This is a genomic window from Shinella sp. GW835-FHT14H05 (assembly GCF_058793575.1).
In genome coordinates this window covers 200,983-227,402 of sequence record NZ_JBXAFY010000008.1, presented here as the reverse complement: position 1 = coordinate 227,402, position 26,420 = coordinate 200,983, and the positions used below count along the sequence as shown (strand labels likewise).

Sequence of the window (26,420 nt, the reverse complement as noted above, 5' to 3'; positions counted from 1 at the left end):
TGTGCCATGGCCGGAAGTGTGAAACGGATCGCCGTTATCGGAACGGGCATCATGGGCGGGCACATGGCCGGCCGGCTGGCTGATGCGGGTTTTCAGGTGGCTGCCTGGAACCGGACGCGGGACAAGGCCGATGTGCTGTCGTCCCGCGGCATCGCCGTCTCGGGCTCGGCGGCGGAGGCCGCCGCCGGCGCCGATGTGGTGATCTGCATGCTCAGCTCCGGCCCGGTCTGCGAGGACGTGCTTTTGGGCGCCGGCGGTGTCGTGGCCGCGATGAAAGCGGCCGCCGCGCTCGTCGTGATGAGTTCCATTCCGGTGGAAACAGCGGTGCACATCGGCGAGCAGGTGGTCGGTCGCGGCCTTACCTATAGCGATGCCCCGGTTTCCGGCGGTGAGAAAGGCGCGCGGGATGGCACGCTTGCCATCATGGCGGGGGGCGTCGAGGCGGATGTTGCGGCACTTGCCGCCGTCTTCGCGTGCCTCGGACGGGTTACGCACGTCGGCCCTGCCGGCAGCGGCGCACTGACGAAACTCGCCAACCAACTCATCGTCGCTTCGACAATCTGTGCGGTTGCCGAGGCTCTGACACTCGTAGAACGGGGCGGGGCAAATCCAGCCCGCGTTCGCGAGGCCTTGCTCGGTGGTTTCGCCGATTCCACCATCTTCCGTCAACACGGCCTGAGAATGGTCATGGGCGATTTCCAGCCGGGCGGTCCGGCGAAATACCAAGTGAAGGATACATCCACGGCCCTGGCATTTGCACATAGCCGGGGATTGAGGCTACCGGTCGGCGAGGAGGTCGACCGGCTCTACCAGGCCATGGTCGACAACGGCGATGGCGATCTGGATCATAGCGGAATCATTCTTGAACTTCGGCGCATGAACGATTCCGCGCAACTGACGGCTTGTACCTGACATCAAATTCTTTGGGAGGAATGACATGAAACTCTTTACCATTCGCGGCCTCGTCGCGGCAGCAACGCTCTTCTCGGCCTCGTTCGCCGCGGCCGAAACCCTGACGCTTTCAACACCGGATGCCGATACGTCGGAAATCACCCTTGCCGCCAACAAATTCGCCGAGCTGGTCTCTGCCAAGACGAATGGCGAGCTGACAATCAAGGTATTTGCCAATGGCACGCTCTACGGCGGCGATCCATCGGCTGGCGTCAAGCAGCTTGCGGGTGGTTCGCTGGATATGCTCTTGAACTCCACATCGCTTTACGCAACTTTCAATCCAAAGTTCACGGCAATCGCTATCCCCTACCAGTTCCGGGACATTGAGCAGCTGCGCGCTTATCTTGACAGTGATCTCGGCAAGGAACTCCAAGGCGATCTCAGCAATATCGGCATTCTCGGCCTTGATCTCTGGTCCCGACCACTGCGCCAGATTACCAATTCGAAGCTTCCGATCACCGCACCGGCTGACCTCAAGGGCATGAAGCTACGCGTGCCGAACAATCCGCTCTGGGTTGAGTTCTTTGGCGCGATGGGTGCTGCGCCGACGCCAATGGCTTTCGCTGAAGTCTACAATGCGTTGCAGTTGAAGGTGGTCGACGGGCAAGAGAATCCGATCAACGTTCCAGTCAGCGCCCGCCTGTTCGAAGTGCAGAAATACGCAACGATCAGCAACCACATCGCCGACGCTTGGGTGCTGGGCATGAACCCGGCACGCTATGAAGGCTTGAGTGATGCCTTCAAGTCCGCGTTGCAGGATGCTGCCAAGGAAACCGAGGCCTGGAAGGCCGAGAACGACGCTGCGGATATCGCAAAGTCGCTGGAGACCCTCAAGGCAAAGGGCATGGAGGTCAACGAACTGACGGAAGAGCAGCGCCAGGCGTTCGTTGACGTCGCAGCCGGGCTGTCGGAGACGTTTGCCGCTCTCGTGAAGGACCAGTCCTTCTTCGATCGCACCCAGTCTTTCGCCAAGACGAACTGACGTTTGGGCCGACACCTTGTCTTGGGACAGGTGTCGGCCCAGGCTTCTGTTTCACTCCCGCGGAAAGGTATTTCCATGCGTGCTCCCCTGCGCTCCCCGCTCGGCACCTTCGTGAAGATCATCGCCGATGTCGCCGCCGGTGCTGCGTGCGCCGGCATCCTGGTCGTCGTGCTGATCCAAGTCGTCGGCCGTCTTGCCGGGCACCCGTTTCCGTGGACCGAGGAAGCGACGCGCTTTCTTTTCATCTGGATGGTGTTCCTCGGTCTCGCCGCCGGCTTCAGGACCGTCGAGAGTGCTCGCGTCGTTATTTTCCTCGTGCTTGCGCGCCGGCTCTTCCAGAATCTCGCCGTGCCGATCTATGTCCTGTCTTCCGTCCTTTTCTTTGCTTTGATGGGATGGACCGGGCTGACGCTGGTGCGTCAGCAGATCATGATGAACGAGACCGCCGCGACGCTGCCCATTCCCATGTGGGTGATCGGCATGGTGATGCCCGTCTCCGCGGCGATCGCGATCCTGGCGATCTTCGATTCCCTGCGCCGCCGCCGCGACCTCATCGCGCTTCCAGAACTCGGCCTGCCGGCGGGTGAAAGTGCCCATGCCGACATCTCCATATCAGCGGGACATTGACCCATGTCGCTCTTTCTCCTCCTTTCCTTCTTCGGGCTGAGCATGCTCGGCATACCGCTTGCGGTAGCTCTAGCGCTCGCCGGTATCGCCACGCTCTGGCTGTTCACGTCCATGCCGATGGATCTCCTGTCACAGACGATGTTCTCGTCGATGAATTCGTTCCTGCTGGTGGCGGTGCCGCTCTTCATTCTGGTCGGGGCCGTGATGGAGCGCGGCCGGGTCGCCGAACGTATTTTTGACTTCGCCGAGGCGATCGTCGGCTGGCTTCCGGGTGGTCTCGGCCATGTCAACGTGATTTCGTCGGTGATCTTTTCAGGCGTGTCCGGCTCCTCCGTCGCCGACATTGCCTCCGTTGGCGCCATCGAGATCAAGGCGATGGAGCGGCACGGCTTTCCCAAGGGTTATGCCGTCGGCATGACGCTCTGCACCGCCACGCTCTCCTCGATCATCCCACCGTCCATCCTCGTTGTCATCGCCGGCTCTATCGCCGACGTGTCGATCGGCACACTGCTGGTCGCCGGTCTCGTGCCGGGCCTGTTCATCGCCTTCGCATTCCTGGTCTTCAACCATTTCTATTCGGTCTACTACGGCTACAATCCGCCGACGCCCTTCAATTTTCGCCTCTTGGTGGTGACGGGCCTGCGTGCCATCCTGCCGATGCTGACGCCGCTGATCCTCATCATCGGTATTGCGAGCGGTCTGTTCACGCCCACCGAGGCGGCGGCAATCGCCGTGGTCTATGTCGCGGTCCTCGGCCTTCTGGTCTACCGGACCCTTCCGCTCCGCGAGATTCCGGAAATCCTGATCTCGACGGCGCGCATCTCCGGCACCATCCTCTTCATCGCCGCCACCTCGCAGCTTGCCGCCTGGATCTTCACCTATGATGGCCTGCCGGAGAAGGTGGCCGAACTGATGCAGATCATGAGCCTCGGCCCGCCGACAGGCATGCTTGTCATCTTCTTTTTCCTTTTGATCATCGGCATCTTCATGGAGGCGATCCCCGCCATGTTCATTCTTATCCCCGTGCTGATGCCGCCGGTGCAGGCGCTGGGTATCGACCCGATCCACTTCCTAATCGTCACCGTCATGACGCTGACACTCGGCCTCGTGACCCCGCCCATCGGTGTCTGCCTCTTTGCGGCGGCGCAGGTGGCCAACATGAAGGTGGAGGATGTCATCCGCGGCTCGCTGGCGCCGATGGCGGTATTGACGCTGGCCATCTTCGCGCTGGTGCTCTTCCCGATCCTCACTCTCGGCCCGATCCGTCTTTTGGGAATGTATTGACGATGGCTAAGGCAGTTCAAAGTCTGCGCCCTGAAATGATGCAGGCGGCTTACATTCTCGTCATGGGCATTGCGGGCACGGGAAAAAGCGTGATCGCCAGCCGTCTCGTGAACTCCCTTCGCGGTACCTTCGTTGAAGCGGATGCTTATCATAGCCCCGAGAATGTCGAACGCATGCGCCAGGGTATCGGTCTCACAGATAACGACCGTTGGCCGTGGCTGACGGCTGTGGCGGAAGCCGCGATTGGCGCGGAAGGCCGGCCCGTCATCATTGCCTGCTCCGCCCTCAAGCGAAGCTACCGTGACTTCCTCCGCGCGAAGATTGGAGCGTTCCCGATCCTCTTTCTCACCGGCGCCCCGGAATTGATCGGCGAGCGGCTCGCCGACCGTCAGAATCATTTTGCCAGTGCCTCGCTGCTCGAAAGCCAGTTGCAGACCTTGGAGCCACCGGCAGAAGACGAGGATGTCGTGTACCTCGATATCCGCATGTCGCCCGATGAAATCGTCGTGTTCGCGCTTGCCCAGCTCGATGGGCGGACCTCGACCGGCGGCTGATCCTCAGCGCCTTGCCGCCCAGGCATCCCGTTCTTCACGCAGCCAGTCTAGGAAGGTGCGCACCTTCTTTCGCCGCAGATGATCGAACGGGCAGACGATCCACTGGGTCACCAGCCGGATTGCCGGGTAGGACGCGACGGGGCAGACGAGACGGCCGGAAGCGAGTTCCTCCTCCATCATCAGCGTGCTTTCCAAGGCAATGCCCATGCCGCGTGCGGCGGCGTCGATTGCCATATGGCTGCGGTCGAACAATACGCGCTGCCAACGGTCTGTGGATGTCACTCCCGCCAAAGGAAACCATGTCGTCCATTGCGCCTGAGACTTGGCGGAATGGATGAGGCGGAATTTCGGCAAATCCTCCGGAAAAAGACTATCGGCTGCGGCGTAGCCCGGCGAGCAGACCGGCATGAACTCTTCCTCCACCACACCCTCGACAAACAGGCCTGGCCAGCGCCCGTCGCCGTGGCGAAGCTCGATATCGACGATCTCCTGGCTGAAATCAGTCGGCTCGTTCGTGCCATCGAGGCGCACTTCCAGGTCGGGCTGCTGGTCGAGAAACGAGGCCAACCTCGGAAGCAGCCATTTGTTGGAAAGCGTCGGCGTCGCGCGAATGGTGAGGCTGGTGACGGAGCGGAAACCCTTGATGGTCGCAGTCGCCTCGGCGATGTGCTCGACCTGGTCTGCTATCATCGAAAAATAGCGTTCGCCGGCCTCTGTCAGCACAATGCCGCGACCCGCCTTGGCCAATAGGGAGACGCCGAGCTGCAGTTCAAGCGCCTGGATTTGCTGACTGACGGCTGATGGTGTGACGCTGAGCTCTTTAGCGGCGCGCGAAATGCTGCCCGCGCGAGCCGCTGTATGGAAGACAAAAATCGGCTTGATGGGGATGTGCATCAGGGATTGTCCGCATAAGGTTCGCTTTCTTAAATCATCTACCTTCCGTTCCGCCAAGCATCGAGCAAGCTGCAACGCTGCAATGCGCAATCTGCACTGCGTCGCTGACACGGCAGGTTGTAGATTCACGCCGGAAAGCGAGGACAGTACGATGCGTTCGACAGACAAAGCGAAATCACAGAGCACTGCCCGCCGTCTCTGGGCGGTATTCGTGTCGGTTCGCGCCTATCAGGCGCGACAGTTGCTCAGGAATCGCTGCAATTAACTTTTCGTTCCCGCGCATAACGTAAGTCGCTCGAGGGGAGCCGGCTCTCGCACCTATTTCGCCTCAGGAATGTGACTAGCCGACGGATGCCGTCAAAAAGCAGCCGCCCAGCAGCGCTGGACGGCTGTTGAAAGGCTGAAACACTCAACCCTGGGCGAAGGGGACCGTCACGAAGGTCTGCTGGTCCTGCCGCTGTACCAGAAGCAGGACGGCCTTGCGGCCTGCCTTGCCCGCTTCAGAAACCGCGGTTTTGGCTTCACCGGCCGAGCCAACCGGCTTCTGATTCACCGAAAGGATGACGTCGCCCGGCTGGAGGCCGGCGTCGGCGGCGGGCTTGTCTGGGTTGACACCCTCGACGACCGCGCCGTTTTCATCCTTCGGCAGGCCGAGCGATTGCCGCATGTCCGCCGTCAGGTCACCAAGCTGAACGCCGATGGTCGGCACATGTTGTGCCGCCTTGCCCGATTTGCCGCCAGCATCGGCTATGATCTGCCCACTGCCGTCCTCATTGTTGCCGATGGTAATCGAAAGGTCCTTGTCGCCGCCATCGCGCCAGACCGTCAGGCTTTCCTTCGCGCCGGGGTTGAGATCGGCAACCATGCGTGAGAGATCGCGCGGCGAGGTCACTGCCTTGCCTCCGAGCGCGGTGATGATGTCGCCGGAACGGATACCGGCTTTGCCCGCCGGTGTGCCGTCATCGACCTTCGCCACCAGTGCACCCGTCGGTTTGGCAAGCCCGATTGCATCGGCGATGTCGGCGGTCACGGGCTGAATCTGCACACCGATGAAGCCGTGCTCGATCGAGCCGTCCTTCATCAGCTTGGCGACGACCGCCTGCGCCTGGTTGGAAGGTATGGCGAAACCGACGCCCACACTGCCGCCATTCGGCGAATAGATCGCCGTGTTGATGCCGACGACCTTGCCGTCGGCGCCGACAAGCGGACCGCCCGAATTGCCGTGGTTGATCGGTGCATCGATCTGGATGAAATCGTCATAAGGTCCACTGTGCAGGTCGCGGCCGCGGGCCGAGACGATGCCGGCCGTTACCGTCGTGCCGATGCCGAAGGGGTTGCCGATGGCGAGGATCGGATCACCGGCGCGTAAGCTATCCGATTCGCCCCAGCCAATCGTGGCCAGCGGCTTGTCGCTGTCGATTTTCAACACGGCTAGGTCCGACTTCGGGTCCGCACCGATGAGCTTCGCCGACAGTTCCGTGCCGTCGTCGAGCGTTACCTTGATGGTGTTCGCCTTGTCGATGACGTGGTTGTTGGTGACGATGTAACCGTCACTCGTCAGCACGAAGCCGGAGCCGAGCGCCTGGGCCTTTTCGGCAGACCGCGGCTGCGGCATCTGCCGCTGGCCGAAGAAGTCGCGGAACTGCTGGTCGAAGGGCGAACCGCCACCGAAGGGGGAGGTGCCATCGGCACTGGCATCTTCCGCACTGAGGGTTGTCGTAATGGTGACGACGGCTGGCTTGTCGGCCGATACGACCGAGGCGAAGGAACCCTCGGCGAGCGGTGAGCCGAAGCTTTGCGGTGCAGCAGCTTGCGCGGTTTTCGTGCCGAAAAGGCCGGAGGCAGCCATCGGCAGCACCAGCAGGGCGACGCCGAAGAGCGCTGCGACACGATGTTTTTTCAAGAATTCTGGTCATGGTCGTCTTCCTTTGTTCGGTGCTCCGGTGCCTGCGAGACAGGCGCCGGAGCGTACGAGACCGGACCGCAGGTGCAGGGCGGCCGCTCTCGTGTTCAGGCTGGGGGGTGAAATGTGGTCGAACGTCGCCGACGGGTACCGAAGGTCAGCTCAACCGTACGATATCCTGGTCGAGCTTGCGGATGTCGCTCTCGAGGCGTTTGTAAGTGGTGTTCGGGATCGCGCCGGCATGGGAGTTGGCGGCGGTCATTGCCTGGTTGTGGATGCTACCGGTTTCGCTTTCTAGTTTGCGCACGGCGCTTGCCGACAACCGATGCATGGCCTCTTCTTGTTGTATCTTCTCGTCGGCCGAACGTAGCCTGATGAGAACCTGGTTGAGGCTCGGCTTGTAGAGAAGCGCTGGCATATACTGCGATGACGCCTGGGGATCGGTAGAGTCGTGATCATGGGTCGAAACACGCCCCGAGGGAGGCTCGTGCCGGCTGGCGGCGAAGGCGCCGCCTACGGAAAGCGAAAGAGCGATAGTGGCAAAGGTGATGGTTTTCAATGTCGAGCGCATGACGCGTATCCTCGAAGAAGGAGGGAAGACGTACCCTCCACCCGGCTGTCCGGTGTCGTCGCGTCGCGGTTCCTTCCCGCCGGCGGCATCCAGCCTGTCATCATCTATAGGCCCGCCCGCCCAGTCTGGTCATGTTACAATTAAATAAAGTTTCGGGCGCCTTTTTCGCCAAATTAATGCCCGGATTGAGGAGCTTGCCCGGTAAGTGTTCTCGAATTACCGTTTCTTGTCAATGGTTTGCTTTTCTCTGTGTTGCGCCGGGCGCAGGCACCAAACATGGCCGATCTGTAATCTTTCTCTCAGGCATCGAGTGGGGGTTTACTGCCGGGGCCAGCCGCGCCTTCAGCCCATCTATGATGCGGTCGGCAAGGCCTTCGTATTCGTTGTCGAAATGATGCTCGCCTTCGATGTCGTCGACCTGGTGGGACATACGGATATGGTCGGCCGTCTAATGCGGCTTACGCTCGGGCGGAAGCAGCGCACAGGGGGAGACGGGGCGCACTCTTGCTCGTCCACTTTGCGGGTCGGCGGTCAAGATCCTTTCAACGGCAAATACAGCTGCAAGTGACTATTTGTTCCCTCTGACTTTGGGCAGATTGCTCAGCAGAGACTCGCATGCCTTGGTGATGTGGGTGACGAGCAGGTCCGTCGCGAGCGCAACATCGCGCTGCCGGCAGGCGGCAAGAATCTGGCGGTGTTCTCGATCATCGACGCCGGTTCCGCCCGATAGTGTCAGCTGAATGCGAAGATATCGTTCGATCCGGTCGTTCACCGATCGGATGAGGTTGAGCAGGAAGGGCTTGTCTGCGTCTTCGTAGAGACAGGAGTGAAATTGCCAGTTCAGTTCTGCCCATCGCGCGACATCTGTCTCGCGGGCGAACTCGTCGCAATAGCCTTCAGCACGCTCGAATGTGCGCTCGGTCATTCTCGGAACCGAAAGTTTCAGCGCGTTGGCTTCCAGCATGGCCCGCACTTCGAAAATCTCGGCGATTTCCGGTTCGGTGATACTCGTTACGACAGCGCCGCGGTTGCGCTGAAACTCGACAAGCCCCTCGGCTTCGAGACGCTTCAGCGCTTCGCGGACGGGAATCTTGCTGACGTCGAAGAGCTTGGCAATGTCGTCTTGGCGGATAGGCTCGCCCTCATCCAGGACGCCAGTGACAATCGCTTCGCGAATGTATTTCGCGATGATATCCGAAGTCGGGGGCGTGCTGCCGAGTGACGGCAGGTTTTGGGCTTTCAGCGGCAACTTTCACTCCATGGTCGCTCGGCGCGGTCGCGTGGGGCGCTTCGAATACCGTAGCGTATATACGATCGGTGCTTGTCTGTCTTGACTCGTAATCGTATACGATATTCTATATAAGGAAAGAAGGAGTGCTGCGCGTGGTGGACGGGCAAAAAACACCGGGATTGATCGGCTACGTTACGCCCCTCAGCGCTACGCCCGGTGGCACTCTGGAATTCAAGGTTTCCTCTCACGGCAATCGGCCGGTTGCTGCGCGGGGACTTCGTCTCATCTGCTGTGATCCGAATCCGGCAGGACCTGGCTTCAAGACCGAGGCTGCTGACTTCGGCCTCGCGGAAAGCTATCCGGCTTCAGAGCAGCATGCGCATCTCGGTTCCTGCGCGTTTGGTCAGATTCCGGATCTGAGCGACTATGTGTTGGTCGAGATCGAGCTGGTAATACAGCCGACTCTCTTTTCCGACAGCGCACAAACAGTCTTTTCCTTGCAGAACGCCGAAGGAACCACAGGCGTGGCAATGATTGTTCGCGGCGGCATGCTATTTCTCCAGCAGTTGCGAACGGATCGGGTATTCGATGTCGGCCTCGCTCTGCCGCTGAATCGTTGGTCTCGTCTTGACTTGACTTTCAAGCCCGATGGTTTCTCGGTTGTGATCGTGGAGGAGAGCCCCCGCGGCGTCGAAGGGAAGCAGGCCAGTTCTCCCCACGTTACGAGTGCGGCGCTGACTGGCGCGGATCACATCTGCATTGCCGCTGTGTGGCGAGGTCATCCCACGCAGGCGTTCAACGGAGCCCTAGAAGGTCCTTTAGCGAGCGCAAGGCGACTGGAAACGTCCGCATGGGAAATCATTGCCAGTTGGAATTTCGGCGGGGACGCGCGTGACACCTGGGTGGCGGATGCGACGGGAGGCGAAGCGCGCCTTTCCCTGATCAACATGCCGATGCGTGCCGTCCGGTCATCGGCCTGGTCCGGGCGCAATCAGGATTGGAAGCAGGCGCCGCAAGACTATGCCGCGATCCGTTTTCATTCCGACGACCTCAGCGATTGTGCCTGGGAAACAACGATCCGCATGAAGGTACCCGAGGGCATGCAATCCGGTGTCTACGGGCTTGAGATCGACAACGGCGCCGGCAAGGACACGATTCCGTTCTATGTCATTCCGGGAGAGAGGACCAAGCGGCAGCGGATCGTCTTCCTGGCACCGACCTTCACCTACATGGCCTATGCGAATTTTGCGCGCGACAACTTCGCCGGCGATCTCGCGGAAAGGGCCGCCGCCTGGAACGCCTATCCGCACAATCCCGATGAGGTCGGCGCCTACGGCTATTCCACCTATAGCCGCCATCCCGACGGAACCGGGGTCACCCTGTCATCGCGCCTGCGGCCCATTCTGACCATGCGCCCGAACTATCTCACCTACTTCGATGCGAACGGATCGGGTATGCGCCATTTCCCGGCGGATTCGCATCTGACGGATTGGCTTGAGAAAAAGGGTTTCTCCTTTGACGTCATCACCGATGAGGACCTGGATCGAGATGGCCTTGCCGCCTTGTCACCCTATGACGTCGTGCTGACCGGCACGCACCCCGAATACCACACCCGGCGCACCATGGAGGCACTGATCGCCTATCGGGAAGCCGGCGGCAATCTCATCTATCTAGGGGGCAACGGCTTCTATTGGAAGATCGGCCGCAAAGACGACTTGCCGCATCTGATTGAGGTCCGGCGTGCCGAGGGCGGTATGCGGGTATGGGCGAGCCAGCCGGGCGAGTATTACCACCAGCTCGATGGAGACTATGGCGGCCTTTGGCGTCGCAACGGAATTCCGCCCCAGGCCGTTGCCGGCGTAGGCTTTACTGCCGAGGGCGGGTTCGAGGGCTCGTATTATGTCCGCACCGCTGCCTCCTACGCGGAGGACCTTGCCTTTCTTTTTGACGGCATATCGCCCGATGAGCGCATCGGCGATTTTGGATTGTCCGGTGGTGGGGCGGCGGGTTTCGAGATCGACCAGGCCGCAACCGATCTCGGCACGCCGGAATTCGCGACGATCGTCGCCTTCTCCGAAGGGCATGGGCCTTCGTTTCACACGACGTTCGAGGAGCTTCTTCTGCCTGATGTGTTCGACGGCGCGCCGCGGGCGCATGGCGGCATCAGCGCCAACATCGTCTACGGAAAGTCCGAAACGGGCGGGGGGCTTTTTGCCGTCGGCTCGATCACCTTTTGCGGGAGCCTTTCGCACAACAACTACGACAACAATGTCTCGCGGCTTCTCGAAAATTGCCTGAGGAGGTTTCTCGCTGATGGTTGAGAGAAACGAAACCCGAGACACCCGCCTTCGCTTTCACGAGCTGAAAGCGCTTCTAAAGACGGTTTTCGTCAACAATGGCACAGCCTCGGAGACCGCCGAAATCCTCGCGGAAAACTGCGCCGGATGCGAAAGGGACGGTGCGCTGAGCCATGGCATCTTCCGCATGCCGGGCTATGTCGGTTCTCTGCGGTCGGGATGGGTGGACGGTCTGGCGGTGCCCGATGCCACGCGCCTTGGACCGTCCTTCATCCGCGTCGATGCGCGGAACGGTTTTGCCCAGCGTGCGCTTGCGGCCGCGGACCCGCTCGTCAGAAACGCGCTTCGCGAGACGGGCATAGCCGTCGCCGCGATCCGCAATTCCCACCATTTCAGCGCATTGTGGCCGGATGTCGAACCTTTTGCGCTTTCGGGCTACATGGCCCTCACGGCAGTGAACGGTCTCGCGAATGTGGTTCCCCATGGTGGCCGGCAGGCGATCTATGGAACCAATCCCATTGCCTTTGCTGCACCGGTGGAAGGCGCCGCGCCGCTCGTCGTCGATCAGGCCACCAGCGTCATGGCGAATGGCGAAGTCCGCCTGCAGGCGCTCGCCGGCAAGCCGGTGCCTGTCGGAACAGGTGTCGACCGCGACGGCAATGCCACGACGGATCCTCATGCGATCCTGGCGGGCGGGGCATTGAACACCTTCGGCGGCTACAAGGGGTCTTCGATCGCCCTGTTCGTCGAAATTCTCGCGAGCGCCGTCACAGGGGGGCAGTTCTCCTTCGAAAACGACTTTACCGGTTATCCCGGCGCGCAAACGCCGAAAGCGGGGCAGTTCCTCGTCGTGATCGATCCGAACTGGGGTGGCTCTACCGGATTTGAAACTCGCCTTGCGCATCTGTGCACCCGGCTGATCGATGCCGGCCAGGATCGGCTCCCCGGCGCGCGGCGATTTGCGAACCGTGCGGCGGCCGAGCAGTCCGGCATCCCGATCGCACAGGGCGAACTCCAGCGGCTTCGAACGCTGGCGGGGGAGGCGCCATGAAACCTGAAACGGATCGGCTCAAACAGGAAGGCCATGAAATGATGCTCGACAGGAACAGACTTGAAGTTCGGCGGGACCTCACGCCCGAGCAGGTGGACCAACTGGTTGATCTCTTTCAGCAGGAGTGGTGGACCAAAGGCCGGGAGAAAGCGGATGTCGAACGATTGATGAAGAATGCCGGGCCGGTGTTCGCCTTTATCGATCCGTTGAACGGAGAGCTGGTCGCCTTCGCGCGCGCCATGACGGACGGCGTCTACAAGGCGATGATCTTCGACATCATCGTCAAGGATACCTGGCGGAACACCGGGCTCGGGCGCCTCCTAATGGACACCGTCATGACGGATCCCGTCCTTGCGGGCGTCAAGCATCGCGAACTCTATTGCCTCGAAGAAATGCGGCCCTTCTACGAAAAGTGGGGATTCACGGCCAACCTGCCCGGTCTTTTCTTCATGCGCCAGTCGTCCTGAGGCACGGCAAGTGGGGTTTCGAGCTATCATGGCTACCCATCAAACCATTCTCGACGTCGACTGTGCCGTTGTCGGCCTTGGCGTCATGGGCGCTTCAACGCTGTATTTCCTGGCCCAGTCGGGCGGGAAGGTCGTCGGTATCGACACATACAGCCCCCCGCATGGCCATGGCGCAAGCCATGGCGGCTACAAGGTGACGAGAGAAGCCGTTGCCGAAGGCCCGGCCTATCTGCATTTTGTCCGGCGCTCGAATGCGCTGCTGCGTGACCTCGAACACCGCTACGGCGTCAGCCTGATGCAGCGCACGGGAACTTTGATCATCGGGTCGGAGGCGACGAGCAGCGCCAGCGGTTTCCTGCGCGATACCATTGGGATTGCCCAGGCGAATGGCATTGTGCACGAAGTTCTACCGTCAAGGGAGTTGCGCAGACGCTATCCGCAGCTCATCGGCATAGCCGAAGAGGACACGGGTTATCTTGAGCCTGACGCCGGGTTCATCCGCCCCGAGCCGCTGTTGGATCTGCAGATCGCCCTTGCCGAACACGCGGGCGCCGAGATTTTGAGGAATACTGCCGTCAAACGGATCACTTCGGTCTCCGGCGGTGTCGAGATCGAGGCCGAGGGGGTGCGGATCCGCGCCCGGCAGGTCGTCGTTGCGGCAGGGCGGTGGATGGGCGAACTCCTTGGCGACCAGCTTGCGAGCCTGCTGACTGTCGGCCGGCAGCGGACCTTTACGTTCAAAGTGCGTGATGCGGCTGCCTACCGCGCGGAGCGATTCCCGACCTTGATGTGGTTTCGCGAGCGTGTCGGTGGTGATTGCGCGACGGTTTTCCCGCTCGAAGGATCGGAGGAGGGGCTCAAGTTCTTTGTCGCGGACACGGAGGTCGATGCCCGCATCGGCCAGTCGAGCGATCGGTTTTTCGAGCAGCATGTCGCGCCGTTCTTCTCCGGGATTTCCCCGGAATTGCAGGCGATGGAGGCCTGCTACTACACGTCGACCTCCGATCATGGATTCCTGCTGGATTGGCATCCGGACATTGCAGGGCTGTTCCTCGTGTCCGCCTGTTCGGGTCATGGGTTCAAACATGCATTGGGGATTGGCGAGACGGTATCGGCCGTGCTGACGGGAAGGCCTACTCCTGATCTTTCGGCATTCAGCCTGGAGCGATTTTTCGCGGGCCTGCCATTCCACTGAACATATCGTCGATGCAAGGCGGTAAACGGCCTTGACACATTTGGTAGATCGTATACGATATCTGAAATAGAAGAATGAACGACGACGAACGGGTCGTCGGTGAGAGGAAGACACATGAAATTCGATCGCTTCCTGACCACGGTGGAGCTGCACACCTGCGGCGAGACTTTTCGCCTGGTCACCCAGGGCCTGCCCAAGATCCCCGGCAAGACGATTGTCGAGCGCATCACCTGGCTCGAACAGAACGCGGATCACTATCGACGCGCCGTGCTGCTGGAGCCCCGCGGCCACAAGGATCTCTACGGCGGCTATCTGACCGAGCCGGTTCATCCCGAGGCCGATTTCGGCGTGATCTTCCTCAACAACATGGGATACAGCCCCCATTGCGGTCACGGTGTCATCGCTCTTGCGACCGCCGCCGTGGAGCTCGGCTGGATCGAGCGGAAAGCGCCGGAAACGAAGGTCGGCATCGATGCGCCATGCGGCTTCATCGAAGCCTATGTCCAATGGGATGGCGAGCGCACCGGCGCGGTTCGTTTCGTCAATGTGCCCTCGTTCATCTTCAGCCGCGACGTAACCGTTGAGACGCCGAGCTTCGGCGAGGTCACCGGCGATGTCGCGTATGGTGGTGCGACCTATTTCTACGTCGACGGCCGCAAGCACGGCGTCGAAATTCGCGAATTCGATGCGCAGCGCGTCATGCAGCTCGGATACGAGATCAAGAAGGCGGTGAATGCCAAGATGCCGTTCGTGCATCCGGAAATCCCGGAATTCAACAATGTCTACGGCGTGATGGTTTATGGCGACCCCCGCCATGCGGGCTCCACACAGGCAAATTGCTGCGTCTATGCCGACCGCGCCGTCGACCGCTCGCCGACCGGTTCGGGTACTGCAGGCCGTGTTGCCCAGCTTTATCTTCGCGGCGAGATGACCGGTGCCGAGACGCTGGTCAATGAATCGATCATTGGCACGATCTTCAAGGGACGCGTGCTTTTCGAAACCAAGGTCGGCGACTTCGACGCCGTCGTCCCGGAAGTGGAAGGCAGCGCCCATATTTGCGGCTTTGCCAACTGGGTGATCGATGAAGCCGATCCGCTCAAATACGGCTTCCTGGTGAGCTGACGATGGTCCAGCACTTCGATGCATCCCTAACCGAGACATTGCTGCCCTTCGGTCTGCTCGTCGGTGAGCTGGAAAGAACCGTGGCCGCGTATGCCGACGGAAAGATCGTCAGTCCGGAGCGGCTGGTCATTCCTCTAGCGGCCGGCGGTGTCATGCTTTCCATGCCCGCGAGCGCCGAGGACATTGCGAGCCACAAGCTCGTCAATGTCTGCCCGTCGAACCTTTCGCGCAATCTTGCGACGATCAACGGTGAGGTCGTTGCCTACGATGCCGTCACCGGCGTTTCCCTCTTCGCCCTCGACGGTCCGACCGTCACCGGACGGCGAACGGCGGCGGTGACGCTGCTGGCCATCAGCCGGCTTCGGAAAACGCCGCCGAAGACCATCGCGATCATCGGAACAGGCAAGCAGGCGTCCACACATGCACAGGCATTCGCCTCCTTCTTTCCCGGCGCAAACCTGGTCGTCGCTGGGATTTCCCGGGAAGAGGAAGACCAATTTTGTACAAGGCATACCGCCTGCGCCGTCAGGCCCTTTGCGGATCGCGACTGGTCTCGCGTTGACGTCGTGGTGACGCTGACCACCAGCAAGACGCCGGTCTATGCGGAAGTTGCGACGCGGGACCGGCTTGTCGTGGGGGTAGGGGCCTTTACGCCGGATGCAGCCGAGGTTGGAAGGGAAACAGTGCTGGCTAGCACTCTGGTCGTCGATGATCCCGCCGGTGCGCGGCACGAGGCGGGCGATCTCATCCAGGCCGGCATCGATTGGTACAAGGTGATTTCCCTGTCTGACGTTCTGAAGGGAACGGCAGATGTCGCTGGCCCGATCTTCTTCAAGAGCGTCGGCTGTGCGGCGTGGGACCTCGCGGCATGCCGCGTGGCGCGTGCAATGATCGCTACGGACACTTCGGATCGGCCGTCGCGGTGAATTGGGAAGGCCATCGGATTCGTTTCAAGGCGCCCCTCCCCTCCATCTGCGGGGAACAGCGGCACTTTCGAGCGTATACGATAGCCAATATGCGAAATAATCCATAACAAGAGAGGAACTGCAAATGAAGAAAATGATCCCACTTATGGCGCTCGCCGCTGTGGCAATATGTGGTTCGGCTGCACAGGCAGACCAGCTTGACGACATCATCAGTGCCGGCAAGCTTCGCTGCGCCGTGCAGCTCGACTTCCCGCCGAATGGCTCGCGCGACGCGAAAAATAACCCAATCGGTTTCGACGTCGACTACTGCAACGACCTCGGCGCGGCGCTCGGCGTCGAAGTCGAAATCGTCGATACGCCGGAAAATGACCGCATCCCGGCGATCCTGTCGGGCCGGGCCGACGTTGCGGTCGCCGTCGCCTCCGACACGCTGGAGCGTGCGAAGACCGTAGGCTTCTCGATCCCCTATTTCATGTTCGAGACGATTGTGCTGGCGCGCGAGGATTCGGGCATCAAGGCGCCTGACGATATCAAGGGTCATACGGTCGGCGGTCCAGCGGGCGCCTATGAAACGCTCGCGCTTGCCAAGGAGGTCGAGAAGAAGAACGATCCGGCGTCGAAGATGCTGACGTTCCAGACCCAGTCGGACACCTTCCTGGCACTCGGCCAGAAGCGCATCGACGCGACCTACACCACGTCGACGATCGCCGCAGCGATCATCGAATCCGGCAAATATCCGGGCCTCAAGGTTGTCGGCCCCGCGCCGGTCGATGCCGATTACTGCGCACTGATCGTCAAGCGACAGGAACAGGGTTGGCTCAACTACGTCAACCTGTTCCTGAACCGCCAGGTGCGTTCGGGCCGCTATGCCGAACTCTACAAGAAGTGGATCGGTGAGGATGCCGGTGCAGCCCCGGCTCTAACCGTCCCCGGCGTCTACCGATAACCAGCATTCGTCTCATCGCAAGAAGGCACCCGGTCGCAATCGATCGGGCGCCACCTTGGGCGCGCATATGCGTCCGCGACAACCGAGCGCTGACAAAGAATGAGGTCGCAAATGGATTATGAATTTCAGTGGAGGCCGGTCCTGCGTTCGCTTCCCGAGATGCTGTGGGGCGCTCTGCAAACGATCGAGATCGCGGGCCTCGCCATGATGCTCGGAACGGTCCTCGCCATTTTCCTGGCCCTCGCCAAACGATCCGGCAAAAAATACCTGTCCTTGCCAGCCGACATGTGGATTGAGACGGCGAGAAACACGCCCGCACTCTTCCAGATCTACATGTTGTATTTCGGCCTGGGCTCGCTCGGCTTGCAGGTCGGATCCTACGCCGCGCTGTTGCTCGGCATCACGTTCAACAATGCCGGTTATCTCGCCGAGACGTTCCGCGGTGGCTTTGCAGCCGTTCCAGAGACGCAGACACGGGCGGCACGCTCCCTTGGACTGGGGGCGGTGCAGACCCAGTGGCACATCGTGATCCCACAGATGCTGCGCGCGGTTTTCCACGCCATGACCAACCAGATGGTGTGGTCCGTCCTGATGAGTTCGCTCGGGGTCATTGTCGGCCTGACTACGGACCTGACCGGCGTTACCCAGAAACTCAACGTCGTGACCTACAGGACCTTCGAGTACTTCTTCGTCGCGGCGTGCCTCTACTACCTCATTTCCAAGGCTTTCACGCTATCGGCGCGCGTCGTGGCCTGGCGCCTGTTCCGCTATTAGGAGGTCGCGATGTATTTCGGTGGATCATTTTCGTGGGGCGACTTCTTCTTCCTTCTGTCGGGAGCCGTGACCACGCTTTCAATCACCCTTGTCGCCGTCGTCATCGGTACCGTCCTCGGTGTCCTGTTCGGCCTGATCCGGGCCGGCGCGCCCTGGTGGATCGGCAACACGCTCGGCGCGGTCCTCGATGTCTTCCGGTCCGTGCCGCTCCTCATCCAGCTCGTGCTGTTCAACTCGTTCAACAGCATGCTCAAGCTGAACTGGCCGACCTTCACCGTCGGCTGCATCTGCCTGGGAATTTACGCCTCAGCCTTTTGCACCGAGATCGTCAGAAGCGGTGTCGGCGCAGTCCCTCAGACGACACGCCGCGCTGCCCGTTCTCTCGGCCTCACCTGGCGGCAGGAATTGACGTCGATCACGCTGCCGATCGCCAACCGGATCGTCTTTCCGAGCTGGATCGGGCTGACGCTCGGCGTGATGAAGGACACGGCGCTCGTCTTGTGGATCGGCATCGTCGAACTCCTGCGCAGCTCGCAGATCGTCACGTCGCGGGTTCAGGAACCGCTGCTGATCCTCGGCATCACCGGGCTGATCTACTTCGTGATGAGCTTTCCTATCGCCAGACTCGGCAATCAACTTGAGAAGAAGTGGGGCACGCAATGATCGCCATCGAGAACGTTCACAAGCAATTCGGCGCGCTGCATGTGCTGAAAGGTGTCGATCTGTCGGTGCAGAAGGGCGAGGTCCTGTCGATGATCGGCGGGTCGGGATCCGGTAAATCGACGATGCTGATGTGTATTAACGGCCTCGAAGGCATCCAGCAGGGCCGCATCACGGTCGATGGCGTGGAAGTTCACGCCAAGGCCACCGACCTCAACAAACTGCGCCGCCGCATTGGAATCGTCTTCCAGCAGTGGAATGCCTTTCCGCATCTCACGGTGCTGGAGAATGTCACGCTTGCGCCGAGAAAAGTTCTCGGCAAATCCAGGGAAGAGGCGGAGGTGATCGCGGTCGAGCAACTGTCTCATGTCGGGTTGAAGGAAAAGCTCGCCGTGTTCCCGTCCCGGCTTTCCGGCGGCCAGCAGCAACGCATGGCGATCGCAAGAGCGCTTGCGATGTCACCCGACTATATGCTGTTCGACGAGGTCACCTCGGCGCTCGATCCGCAGCTCGTCGGCGAGGTGCTTGATACAATGCGCATGCTGTCGAAGGAGGGCATGACGATGATCGTCGTCACCCACGAAATGCGTTTCGCACGCGAAGTGTCGGATCGCGTCGCCTTCTTCCGCGAGGGGCGCATTCACGAGATCGGCTCGCCGGATCAGATCTTCGAGAACCCCCAGCAGCCGGAAACCGCGGCTTTCCTCAAATCCATTTGACCTCCATCTAGGAACCTGAACAGTGCGCTCATCCAAGATAGTCCATGTCGTGAGCTGCCATGCCGAAGGCGAAGTCGGCGACGTCATCGTCGGCGGTGTCGCGCCGCCTCCCGGTGCGACGATCTGGGACCAGGCGCGCTGGATCGCGGAAGACGAAACACTCCGCAACTTCGTCCTCAACGAGCCACGCGGCGGCGTGTTCCGTCATGTCAACCTGCTGGTGCCGCCGAAGGACCCGAAGGCACAGATGGGCTGGATCATCATGGAGCCCGCCGATACGCCGCCCATGTCCGGCTCGAATTCGATGTGCGTGGCGACAGTCCTGCTCGACACCGGCATCATCCCCATGCAGGAGCCGGTCACACGCCTGACCTTGGAAGCGCCTGGCGGCCTGATCGATGTCGAGGCGGAATGCCGAAACGGCAAGGCCGAGCGTATCCGCGTGCGCAACGTGCCCTCCTTCGCCGACAAGCTCGACGTGACGCTCGAAGTGGAAGGGATCGGCACGATCACCGTCGATACCGCCTATGGCGGCGACAGCTTCGTCATCGTCGATGCCGCGTCGCTCGGCTTGAGCCTCCGCCCCGAGCAGGCGCGCGACATTGCGCGCATGGGTGTGAAGATCACGGAGGCCGCCAACGAGCAGATCGGCTTCAACCACCCAACAAATGGCTGGAGTGGGATTTCCTTCTGCCAGATGACCGATCCCGTGTTTATGAAAGACGGCGTCCTGCACGGTAAGAACGCCGTCTCGATCCGCCCCGGCAAGGTCGATCGTTCGCCCTGTGGCACAGGCTGCTCCGCCCGCCTGGCCGTTCTCTACGCCAGGGGCTTGATGAAGGCCGGCGACGGGTTCGTCGGCATCTCGTTGCTCGACAGCGAGTTCCATTGCAGCCTCGACGAGGCGCTTGAGCTCAACGGTTTGCCAGCAATTCGGCCGACCCTTTCAGGCCGCGCCTGGATCGTCGGAACGAAACAACTGATGGTCGATCCCGCTGACCCGTTCCAGGGGGGCTATCGAGTCTCCGACACCTGGCCGATGCACAGGTGATCATTGCAATCCGGCTTTCGGAGCAGCAGTTTCTGCACCACGGCGACGGACTGAACCGGCGGTGTGAGCGTATTGCGATATCCACCTTGCGCGTGAGCAGGTCGCCCACCGACAGAGGCGTTAAGGTTGGTAACCAACTCCGGTAAACCACTTTGCCGCCCGCGGGACACCGTTCGGGGTCGCGCGGGTGGCGCGTGATTTTGTCCCGCCGTCAGGCTGCTTCACGGTTTTCCAAGTTTGTCGGCACCGTTGAAATCGTCTTCAGGATTTGGGATGCGATCTGATAGGGGTCGCCCTGTGAGTTCGGGCGGCGGTCTTCGAGGTAGCCACGGTAGCCATTGTTAACGAAGCTGTGCGGAACACGGATCGAAGCACCGCGGTCAGCCACTCCATAGCTGAACTGGTGGATCGAGGCGGTCTCGTGCTTGCCGGTGAGGCGCATGTGGTTGTCGGGGCCGTAAACGGCGATGTGGTCCGCACGGGCTTCGGCGAATGCATCCATCAGGCCCTCGAAATACATCTTGCCGCCAATTTCGCGCATGTATTTGGTCGAGAAGTTGGCGTGCATGCCCGACCCGTTCCAGTCGGTGTCCCCAAGAGGCTTGCAATGGTACTCGACGTCGATGCCGTACTTTTCCGTCAGGCGCTGCAGCAGGTAACGGGCAAGCCAGATTTCGTCGGCCGCCTTGCGTGAGCCTTTGCCGAAGACCTGGAATTCCCACTGGCCCTTGGCGACTTCGGCATTGATGCCCTCGTGGTTGATACCGGCTGCAAGGCAGATATCGAGATGTTCTTCGACGATCTTACGGGCGACGCCGCCGACATTGCTGTACCCTACGCCGCAATAGTACGGACCCTGCGGGGCGGGGAAGCCCGCATCCGGGAAGCCAAGCGGGCGGCCGTTCTGGTAGAAGAAATATTCTTGCTCGAAGCCGAACCAGGCGTCGTCGTCGTCAAGGATTCCGGCGCGAGTGTTGGACGGGTGTGGCGTCTTGGCGTCCGGCATCATTACTTCGCAAAGCACGAGGGCGCCGTTGTTGCGCTCCGGGTCGGGATAGACGGCGACGGGCTTGAGCACGCAGTCCGAACTGTTGCCTTCGGCCTGCATGGTCGAGGAACCGTCGAAGCCCCAGAAGGGGAGCTGCTCTAGAGTCGGGAAGGCGTCGAATTCCTTGATGAGGGTCTTGCCGCGAAGGTTCGGGGTTGGTTTGTAGCCATCGAGCCAGGCATATTCGAGTTTAAACTTTGTCATACGAATTCCTTCACGCATGGGACCAAATTGAAGTCGACCCTCATCGACATTCGCAAGTTCAGAAGCAGGTATCGTGCCAATCTGGCTTGCCGCTCAACGCGCAGGAAATTGGGCGCATGTTGCGGGGAATTGGATAACCCCACGCGGACGGGATGAGTGCGAATTAGGCACTCTGCACAAAATGTCGGCACGCCTATTGCTGGCAGTTCACGTTGCTCCGGCAGAAAAGGAATATGTTAATCTGGTGCTTTTTGCCGGACGCCTAAGCCCTCATAGGGGCGCTGGCGAGCTCGCGTACATGACTATTCTACCGCGGTGGATAGCATCTTCGTCTGGGCTGGCGCTCCGGCTTTGCAACAAACTGTTCCTCGGCCGTGTTGCAAGCGAGCTCAAAAGCTCCTCCGCTTCTGATAATGCTTCCTCTTGCCTGGCAAAAATATGTAAAGTTTGGACATTCCTTATATTTCCCTATCGCCCAACCACTCCGCCAGCACCTCGTCCGTATGCTCTCCAAGCAGGGGCGCGGGGCGGGTGATGCGGCCGGGCGTGTCGTGCAACGTCACGGTCACGCCGTGGGTCGTGTACGTGCCGACGGTTGGGTGTTCGATATCGACGATCTGGCCCCGGTGGCGAAGCTGCGGGTTTTCCGTCACCTCGCCAATGCTGGTGACCTTAGCGCAGGGCACGCCTGCCTTTTCCATCGCCTCGACGACGGCGCTTGAGGGATGCAGGCCAACCCATTGCTGGACGATCGCTTCGATCGCCTCCTGGTTGGCGAGGCGGGCGTCGGCCGTGGCAAAACGTGGATCGTCGAGCAGGTGCATCAGGTCGGCGGTTGCGGCGAAGCGGCGGAAGAGCGAGTCGGTGCCGGCTGAGAGGTAGACCCATTCGTCGTCGCTGCACCGGAAGCTGTTGACGGGTGCCGTGTAGCGGTCGCGGCTTCCCATGCGCGTCATCGACTGGCCGAGCTGCCTGAAATCCGGGATGGCGCTCATCAGCAGGCTGGCGCTCGTTTCGAGCAGGCTTGCTTCGACGAGCTGACCCTTGCCGGTCTGGCGGCGGGCCTCCAGCGCGCAGAGCGTGCCGATCGTCGCGTAGAGCGCCGTCGAGTAATCGACCATGAAGGTGCCGGCCATGGTGGGCGGTCCGTCCGGCTGGCCCGTCAGATTCATGATGCCACCCATCGCCTGGGCGATCACATCGAAACAGGCGCGGTTGGCGAAAGGGCCATCCTGGCCAAAGCCGGAAATGCGCACGACGATGAGGCGCGGGTTGATCGCCGACAGGACATCCCAGCCGCAGCCCATCTTTTCGAGCGTTCCAGGTCGAAAATTCTCGATGAGGATATCGGCCGTGGCGGCAAGCTGGCGCAAAGTTTCCTGGTCCTTCGGGTCGCGAAAATCGAGTTCGACGCTGCGCTTGTTGCGGTTGAACGACAGAAAATAGGTGCTCTCGCCAGCAATCTTCGGATGGTTGAGCCGCGTGTCGTCACCGCTGCCGCGCTTTTCGATCTTCACGACATCAGCGCCCATGTCGCCGAGCTGCATGGCGCAGAAGGGGCCGGCGATAAAACGGGAAAGGTCGAGAACGCGCAGGCCATCAAGGGGCGCGGCGAGGGGCGGGGTAAGCGACATGTCTGCTCCAGTCTATGCAACGATGATGGTTGATGGTTTCCAGCGGCTTGCGAGATAAGCCTCCAGATTGTCGGTGGAGAGCGGGCGGCCAGGATCGACCTGGACCGGGGCCTCCGCCGTGGAATGGCGCACGATGATTTCGACCGGCAGCGTTGCTGCGATCGGCGACAGGGCCTCGTCGGAAAAGCGTTCCAGCAGGCGCTCGCCGACGCTTTCGCCGATTTCGGTCGCCGGCTGGCGGGCGGTGGTCAGCGAGATCATCGGGAAGGCCGAGAAGAAGACGTCATCGACGCCGACGATAGACAGGTCCTTCGGCACGGAAAGCCCCATCTGCTGCGCCACATCCATGGTGCCGAAGGCCATAAGGTCGTTGGCTGCGATCACGGCCGTCGGACGCTGTGGCAGCGACAGAAGTTCGCGCGCCCCGCGCATGCCGGCGATGAAATCGTAGCTGCCGTCCGCAACCAGTTCGGGGGCGGCGTCGAGGCCAAGGGCCGCCACGCCATCGCGAAAGCCTCGGGTGCGCTCGCAGGCGGCAGAGGATTGCTTGGGGCCGGTGATGAAGCCGATGCGTCGGTGACCGAGATCGGCGAGGTGGCGGACGAGGGCGTAAACACCGCCGGTATTGTCCATACCGACATAGTCGAAGGTCGAGCTTGGCGCATGCATGGTCTGCCAGTCGGCGGGTGTGCGGTGGACGAGCACGACCGGCAACCCGCAGCCGGCAAGCTGTGCGGTCTCCTCGATGTCGAGACACTGTGAAATGACGACGATGGCGTCGACGTCGCGCTTGGCGAAGGCATGGATCGCCGCCTTGCAGGTCCGCCCGTCATTCGCGGTGCTGGCGACGAGCGTTGCGTAGCCGGCGGGCACGAGGATCGAATTCAGCCCACTAATGATCTCGTTGAACACCGGGTTGGCGAAATCCGGCAGGATCACGCCGACCGAGGAGGACTGGCGGGTGACGAGCGCGCGGGCGGCCGCGGACGCCTCGTAGTTCATGGCCTTCGCCATGGCCATGATGCGCGCCTTCGTGCGCGGCGCCACGATGTCCTTGTCGTGCAAGGCGTTCGACACCGTGGATGGCGCCACACCCAGTGCCTCTGCCACATCGACGATGGTGACGCCGCGTTTTGCCCGTCGTCTCGCTCCCATCCCTTGCTCCTCCGCCTGATGGTTTTTGTACTATGACCAATAAAAACGTTTGCAGAAACGTTTTTATATGAAAGTCTTCGTGTCGGGAGAAGATTTGCCAGGGAAACGGTATGTCCGGTGATGCGCCTTGATCGGCGTTCACGACATGCGTGCGGCTGTCTTGAAAACGCCGGCAGGGCCGGCGCCATACCGGTGAGGAGTTCTATGCACTACAAGGATCCGACCTTCGAATCCGTCGAACTGGGTGAAACATTCGGCCCCCAGGTTCTCGACATGGACGAGCATTACCTGCGCTCGGCCTGCTTTGCTTTGTCCGATTATTCCGACTGCTATTTTCATGCAGACCCGGCATTCGGATACCGCATCGTGCCTTCCGCAGCGCTGGTTCGTGACGGTGTTGCGCTGTTTTTGACCAAGTACAATCCGAACACCGTCGTCGGTCTGCACCAATCGGAAGAGCTCTGGTACCACGCCCCCGTTCCCTTCGGCGGCAAGGTGACGCTGACCGGCGAATATGTCGATAAATACGAACGGCGTGGCAAGGGTTACTGCGTACTCGACGTCGACGTGCGCGACGAGGCCGGCCGCCTTCTGGTGCGCCAGAAATCGACGGAGATCATGCGCATTCCCGAAGGCATCCGCATGGGCGAGGGCAGTTCCACGCCGGGCGCGGGGCGCGTTTCCGGCACGGTTTCCGAAAACGTTTCTCCAATCGGCCGCGCCCGTCTGGATATCCCCGCTGGCACACCGATCCCGTCGCTAAGGAAGACGGCGCACAACGACGAGATGGCCGTGTTCTCGGGCATCCACTTCAACCGGCACAACATTCACACGGACGACCACGTCTCAAGCGCTGCCGGCTTCCGCGCCCGCCTTGCGCAGGGCGTCCAGACGACGTGCTGGATGTCGGAAATGCTGGCGAATTTCTTCGGTCCCGCCGCCTGGTTCACCTCCGGCTGGATGAAGAACGTCTACCTGCAACCGGTCTATGCCGGCGACGAGCTGACGGCGCATGGCGTCGTCACCGGCCGCACGGATGACGGCCGGCTCGAACTCGAAATCTGGACGCGCAACCAGGATGGTCTCATGACCGCCGCCGGCTGGGCGTCTGCCAAGGTCGAGGTTTGAGGAGGCTGACGTGTCGAACGGAACTAACCTCAGCGAAAGGACACCCATGTTCGCCAAAGGCAATCTCTCGGCGACCGTCAAGGATCTGCTGCTGCGCAACATCGCGGTCACCGGTCTTCTGGTGCTCATCATCATCTCGGCCTTCCTGTCACCCTATTTCCTGACGGCTGACAACCTGTTCAACGTGCTGCGGCAATGGACTATGGTGGGGCTGATCGCGATCGGCCTGACCTTCGTGATCATTTCCGGCGGCATCGACCTTTCGGGCGGCGCCGTGCTGGCGCTGGCGACTGTCGTCGGCGCTCTGTCCGCTCCGCTGGTCGGATCGGCCGGCATGATCGCCGTCGTCATTCTCGTCGGTGCGGCTTGCGGCTATATCAACGGCGCCCTCATCACCTGGGGCAAGGTGCCGCCTTTCGTCGCCACGCTCGGCATGATGACTGCCGCGCGTGGGCTTGCGCTCATCCTCAGCGAGGGACGCACGGTGACGGCCGATCTCGCGCCGGAATTCGTCTTCGCCTTCGGCCGCGGTTATCTAGGGCCGATCCCGATGCCGGTGCTGCTGACGGCAATCGTCTTCATCGTCGCAGCGGTGACGCTGAAATACACGGTCTATGGCCGGCATGTCTGCCTCGTCGGTGATAATCCGGTCGGCGCGCACCGCTCCGGGATTCAGGTCCAGGGCGTCATCCGCAGTGTCTACACGCTGCATGGTGTGCTGGCGGCGATGGCGGGCCTCTTGTTTCTCGGACGCCTTGGCGTCGGGGAGCCGACCGGCGGCATGCTGTTCGAACTCTCCGGCATTGCAGCGGTCGTCATCGGCGGCACGCCCTTCGTTGGCGGCGTCGGCAGCATCTTGCTCACCTTCGTCGGCCTGATGGTGATCGGGCTGACCTACAACATCCTGAACCTTCTCTCCGTCTCACCCTACGCACAGGACTTCGCACGCGGCGTCATCATCGTCGTCGCCGTGATGTTCAGCATACGCCGTGAGGCCAGGAGCCGGGTGAGGAAATAGCGCAGCAAACTCCGGCGCAGGCCGGATC

26 protein-coding genes are annotated in these 26,420 nt (G+C 61.2%); 18 read left to right on the top strand and 8 right to left on the bottom strand.

What is annotated here, in order from left to right:
• Positions 1-6: 6 nt before the first annotated feature.
• The 5 genes from AC1Q6Z_RS23365 to AC1Q6Z_RS23345 all read left to right on the top strand — a co-directional run bounded on the left by AC1Q6Z_RS23365 (position 7) and on the right by AC1Q6Z_RS23345 (position 4,398).
• Complete coding sequence (locus AC1Q6Z_RS23365) at positions 7-912, top strand: NAD(P)-dependent oxidoreductase (protein WP_492649459.1); 906 nt, start codon at positions 7-9, stop codon at positions 910-912.
• A 25-nt stretch (positions 913-937) separates the two neighbouring features.
• Entirely contained in the window at positions 938-1,933 is a 996-nt protein-coding gene (locus tag AC1Q6Z_RS23360) for a DctP family TRAP transporter solute-binding subunit (RefSeq protein ID WP_256120099.1), read from the top strand.
• A 75-nt stretch (positions 1,934-2,008) separates the two neighbouring features.
• Complete coding sequence (locus AC1Q6Z_RS23355; RefSeq protein WP_256120100.1) at positions 2,009-2,560, top strand: TRAP transporter small permease; 552 nt, start codon at positions 2,009-2,011, stop codon at positions 2,558-2,560.
• 3 nt (positions 2,561-2,563) lie between these two features.
• Positions 2,564-3,844, top strand: coding sequence for a TRAP transporter large permease (locus tag AC1Q6Z_RS23350; RefSeq protein WP_492649458.1), 1,281 nt, complete (start codon positions 2,564-2,566; stop codon positions 3,842-3,844).
• Between the two features lie 2 nt (positions 3,845-3,846).
• A complete protein-coding gene (locus AC1Q6Z_RS23345) occupies positions 3,847-4,398 on the top strand; it encodes a gluconokinase (RefSeq protein WP_256120102.1) in 552 nt (183 codons plus the stop codon).
• A gap of 3 nt (positions 4,399-4,401) precedes the next feature.
• Here the strand turns inward: AC1Q6Z_RS23345 and AC1Q6Z_RS23340 are convergent, their stop codons facing one another.
• The 5 genes from AC1Q6Z_RS23340 to AC1Q6Z_RS23320 form a co-directional block, all read right to left on the bottom strand.
• Positions 4,402-5,292 (bottom strand): LysR substrate-binding domain-containing protein, encoded by an 891-nt coding sequence (locus AC1Q6Z_RS23340; RefSeq protein WP_492649481.1) that lies wholly within the window; start codon positions 5,290-5,292, stop codon positions 4,402-4,404.
• A 409-nt stretch (positions 5,293-5,701) separates the two neighbouring features.
• Positions 5,702-7,141 (bottom strand): DegQ family serine endoprotease, encoded by a 1,440-nt coding sequence (locus tag AC1Q6Z_RS23335; protein WP_492649480.1) that lies wholly within the window; start codon positions 7,139-7,141, stop codon positions 5,702-5,704.
• A 211-nt stretch (positions 7,142-7,352) separates the two neighbouring features.
• Positions 7,353-7,766 carry a hypothetical protein gene (locus AC1Q6Z_RS23330; protein ID WP_492649457.1) on the bottom strand — a complete coding sequence of 138 codons (414 nt, stop codon included), beginning with the start codon at positions 7,764-7,766 and terminating at the stop codon, positions 7,353-7,355.
• Positions 7,767-7,995: 229 nt separating this feature from the next.
• Entirely contained in the window at positions 7,996-8,196 is a 201-nt protein-coding gene (locus AC1Q6Z_RS23325) for an AcvB/VirJ family lysyl-phosphatidylglycerol hydrolase (RefSeq protein ID WP_492649456.1), read from the bottom strand.
• Positions 8,197-8,334: 138 nt separating this feature from the next.
• Positions 8,335-9,015 (bottom strand): GntR family transcriptional regulator, encoded by a 681-nt coding sequence (locus tag AC1Q6Z_RS23320; RefSeq protein ID WP_256120106.1) that lies wholly within the window; start codon positions 9,013-9,015, stop codon positions 8,335-8,337.
• Positions 9,016-9,140: 125 nt separating this feature from the next.
• Here AC1Q6Z_RS23320 and AC1Q6Z_RS23315 point away from each other — a divergent pair, with 125 nt between their 5' ends.
• The 11 genes from AC1Q6Z_RS23315 (at position 9,141) to AC1Q6Z_RS23265 (ending at position 20,205) form a co-directional block, all read left to right on the top strand.
• A complete protein-coding gene (locus AC1Q6Z_RS23315; protein WP_492649455.1) occupies positions 9,141-11,318 on the top strand; it encodes a N,N-dimethylformamidase beta subunit family domain-containing protein in 2,178 nt (725 codons plus the stop codon).
• Positions 11,311-12,345: an Ldh family oxidoreductase gene (locus tag AC1Q6Z_RS23310; protein WP_492649454.1), complete on the top strand. Its 1,035-nt coding sequence runs from the start codon at positions 11,311-11,313 to the stop codon at positions 12,343-12,345. The genes AC1Q6Z_RS23315 and AC1Q6Z_RS23310 overlap by 8 nt, the downstream gene beginning before the upstream one ends.
• The gene (locus AC1Q6Z_RS23305) at positions 12,342-12,812 is read left to right on the top strand and encodes a GNAT family N-acetyltransferase (protein ID WP_492649453.1); all 471 of its coding nucleotides are present in this window, start codon (positions 12,342-12,344) and stop codon (positions 12,810-12,812) included. Before AC1Q6Z_RS23310 ends, AC1Q6Z_RS23305 begins: the two co-directional genes overlap by 4 nt.
• 28 nt (positions 12,813-12,840) lie before the next feature.
• A complete protein-coding gene (solA, locus tag AC1Q6Z_RS23300) occupies positions 12,841-14,007 on the top strand; it encodes an N-methyl-L-tryptophan oxidase (protein WP_492649452.1) in 1,167 nt (388 codons plus the stop codon).
• 114 nt (positions 14,008-14,121) lie between these two features.
• Positions 14,122-15,129, top strand: coding sequence for a trans-3-hydroxy-L-proline dehydratase (gene lhpH, locus AC1Q6Z_RS23295; protein WP_256120111.1), 1,008 nt, complete (start codon positions 14,122-14,124; stop codon positions 15,127-15,129).
• A 2-nt stretch (positions 15,130-15,131) separates the two neighbouring features.
• Complete coding sequence (lhpI, locus tag AC1Q6Z_RS23290; protein WP_492649451.1) at positions 15,132-16,055, top strand: bifunctional Delta(1)-pyrroline-2-carboxylate/Delta(1)-piperideine-2-carboxylate reductase; 924 nt, start codon at positions 15,132-15,134, stop codon at positions 16,053-16,055.
• A 124-nt stretch (positions 16,056-16,179) separates the two neighbouring features.
• On the top strand, positions 16,180-17,001 hold the full coding sequence (locus AC1Q6Z_RS23285) for a transporter substrate-binding domain-containing protein (RefSeq protein ID WP_492649450.1): 822 nt from the start codon (positions 16,180-16,182) through the stop codon (positions 16,999-17,001).
• A 111-nt stretch (positions 17,002-17,112) separates the two neighbouring features.
• Complete coding sequence (locus tag AC1Q6Z_RS23280) at positions 17,113-17,775, top strand: amino acid ABC transporter permease (RefSeq protein ID WP_435269415.1); 663 nt, start codon at positions 17,113-17,115, stop codon at positions 17,773-17,775.
• A gap of 9 nt (positions 17,776-17,784) precedes the next feature.
• On the top strand, positions 17,785-18,438 hold the full coding sequence (locus tag AC1Q6Z_RS23275) for an amino acid ABC transporter permease (protein WP_492649449.1): 654 nt from the start codon (positions 17,785-17,787) through the stop codon (positions 18,436-18,438).
• On the top strand, positions 18,435-19,154 hold the full coding sequence (locus AC1Q6Z_RS23270; RefSeq protein WP_256120115.1) for an amino acid ABC transporter ATP-binding protein: 720 nt from the start codon (positions 18,435-18,437) through the stop codon (positions 19,152-19,154). The genes AC1Q6Z_RS23275 and AC1Q6Z_RS23270 overlap by 4 nt, the downstream gene beginning before the upstream one ends.
• Positions 19,155-19,176: 22 nt before the next feature.
• Complete coding sequence (locus tag AC1Q6Z_RS23265) at positions 19,177-20,205, top strand: trans-3-hydroxy-L-proline dehydratase (RefSeq protein WP_492649448.1); 1,029 nt, start codon at positions 19,177-19,179, stop codon at positions 20,203-20,205.
• 211 nt (positions 20,206-20,416) lie between these two features.
• Here the strand turns inward: AC1Q6Z_RS23265 and AC1Q6Z_RS23260 are convergent, their stop codons facing one another.
• The 3 genes from AC1Q6Z_RS23260 to AC1Q6Z_RS23250 all read right to left on the bottom strand — a co-directional run bounded on the left by AC1Q6Z_RS23260 (position 20,417) and on the right by AC1Q6Z_RS23250 (position 24,246).
• The gene (locus tag AC1Q6Z_RS23260) at positions 20,417-21,457 is read right to left on the bottom strand and encodes a glutamine synthetase beta-grasp domain-containing protein (protein ID WP_492649447.1); all 1,041 of its coding nucleotides are present in this window, start codon (positions 21,455-21,457) and stop codon (positions 20,417-20,419) included.
• 458 nt (positions 21,458-21,915) lie between these two features.
• On the bottom strand, positions 21,916-23,091 hold the full coding sequence (locus AC1Q6Z_RS23255) for a CaiB/BaiF CoA transferase family protein (RefSeq protein ID WP_492649446.1): 1,176 nt from the start codon (positions 23,089-23,091) through the stop codon (positions 21,916-21,918).
• 12 nt (positions 23,092-23,103) lie between these two features.
• Positions 23,104-24,246 (bottom strand): LacI family DNA-binding transcriptional regulator, encoded by a 1,143-nt coding sequence (locus tag AC1Q6Z_RS23250; RefSeq protein ID WP_492649445.1) that lies wholly within the window; start codon positions 24,244-24,246, stop codon positions 23,104-23,106.
• 204 nt (positions 24,247-24,450) lie between these two features.
• On the opposite strand from AC1Q6Z_RS23250, the gene AC1Q6Z_RS23245 reads away from it, so the two are divergent.
• Both AC1Q6Z_RS23245 and AC1Q6Z_RS23240 read left to right on the top strand, forming a co-directional pair.
• Positions 24,451-25,374: a MaoC family dehydratase gene (locus tag AC1Q6Z_RS23245; RefSeq protein ID WP_439618150.1), complete on the top strand. Its 924-nt coding sequence runs from the start codon at positions 24,451-24,453 to the stop codon at positions 25,372-25,374.
• Positions 25,375-25,384: 10 nt separating this feature from the next.
• Positions 25,385-26,392 carry an ABC transporter permease gene (locus AC1Q6Z_RS23240; RefSeq protein WP_256120120.1) on the top strand — a complete coding sequence of 336 codons (1,008 nt, stop codon included), beginning with the start codon at positions 25,385-25,387 and terminating at the stop codon, positions 26,390-26,392.
• Positions 26,393-26,420: the final 28 nt, after the last annotated feature.

Excerpts from the sequence above, each read along its gene's own strand:
- AC1Q6Z_RS23360 (WP_256120099.1), top strand. The coding sequence starts at position 938 with ATGAAACTCTTTACCATTCGCGGCCTCGTCGCGGCAGCAACGCTCTTC.
- AC1Q6Z_RS23310 (WP_492649454.1), top strand. The coding sequence starts at position 11,311 with ATGGTTGAGAGAAACGAAACCCGAGACACCCGCCTTCGCTTTCACGAG.
- AC1Q6Z_RS23255 (WP_492649446.1), bottom strand. The coding sequence starts at position 23,091 with ATGTCGCTTACCCCGCCCCTCGCCGCGCCCCTTGATGGCCTGCGCGTT.
- lhpI (WP_492649451.1), top strand. The coding sequence starts at position 15,132 with ATGGTCCAGCACTTCGATGCATCCCTAACCGAGACATTGCTGCCCTTC.
- AC1Q6Z_RS23275 (WP_492649449.1), top strand. The coding sequence starts at position 17,785 with ATGTATTTCGGTGGATCATTTTCGTGGGGCGACTTCTTCTTCCTTCTG.
- AC1Q6Z_RS23340 (WP_492649481.1), bottom strand. The coding sequence starts at position 5,292 with ATGCACATCCCCATCAAGCCGATTTTTGTCTTCCATACAGCGGCTCGC.
- AC1Q6Z_RS23260 (WP_492649447.1), bottom strand. The coding sequence starts at position 21,457 with ATGACAAAGTTTAAACTCGAATATGCCTGGCTCGATGGCTACAAACCA.
- AC1Q6Z_RS23350 (WP_492649458.1), top strand. The coding sequence starts at position 2,564 with ATGTCGCTCTTTCTCCTCCTTTCCTTCTTCGGGCTGAGCATGCTCGGC.
- AC1Q6Z_RS23245 (WP_439618150.1), top strand. The coding sequence starts at position 24,451 with ATGCACTACAAGGATCCGACCTTCGAATCCGTCGAACTGGGTGAAACA.
- AC1Q6Z_RS23270 (WP_256120115.1), top strand. The coding sequence starts at position 18,435 with ATGATCGCCATCGAGAACGTTCACAAGCAATTCGGCGCGCTGCATGTG.
- solA (WP_492649452.1), top strand. The coding sequence starts at position 12,841 with ATGGCTACCCATCAAACCATTCTCGACGTCGACTGTGCCGTTGTCGGC.
- AC1Q6Z_RS23280 (WP_435269415.1), top strand. The coding sequence starts at position 17,113 with ATGGATTATGAATTTCAGTGGAGGCCGGTCCTGCGTTCGCTTCCCGAG.
- AC1Q6Z_RS23345 (WP_256120102.1), top strand. The coding sequence starts at position 3,847 with ATGGCTAAGGCAGTTCAAAGTCTGCGCCCTGAAATGATGCAGGCGGCT.
- lhpH (WP_256120111.1), top strand. The coding sequence starts at position 14,122 with ATGAAATTCGATCGCTTCCTGACCACGGTGGAGCTGCACACCTGCGGC.
- AC1Q6Z_RS23325 (WP_492649456.1), bottom strand. The coding sequence starts at position 8,196 with ATGTCCCACCAGGTCGACGACATCGAAGGCGAGCATCATTTCGACAAC.
- AC1Q6Z_RS23355 (WP_256120100.1), top strand. The coding sequence starts at position 2,009 with ATGCGTGCTCCCCTGCGCTCCCCGCTCGGCACCTTCGTGAAGATCATC.
- AC1Q6Z_RS23365 (WP_492649459.1), top strand. The coding sequence starts at position 7 with ATGGCCGGAAGTGTGAAACGGATCGCCGTTATCGGAACGGGCATCATG.
- AC1Q6Z_RS23285 (WP_492649450.1), top strand. The coding sequence starts at position 16,180 with ATGAAGAAAATGATCCCACTTATGGCGCTCGCCGCTGTGGCAATATGT.
- AC1Q6Z_RS23305 (WP_492649453.1), top strand. The coding sequence starts at position 12,342 with ATGAAACCTGAAACGGATCGGCTCAAACAGGAAGGCCATGAAATGATG.
- AC1Q6Z_RS23250 (WP_492649445.1), bottom strand. The coding sequence starts at position 24,246 with ATGGGAGCGAGACGACGGGCAAAACGCGGCGTCACCATCGTCGATGTG.
- AC1Q6Z_RS23330 (WP_492649457.1), bottom strand. The coding sequence starts at position 7,766 with ATGCGCTCGACATTGAAAACCATCACCTTTGCCACTATCGCTCTTTCG.
- AC1Q6Z_RS23335 (WP_492649480.1), bottom strand. The coding sequence starts at position 7,141 with ATGGCTGCCTCCGGCCTTTTCGGCACGAAAACCGCGCAAGCTGCTGCA.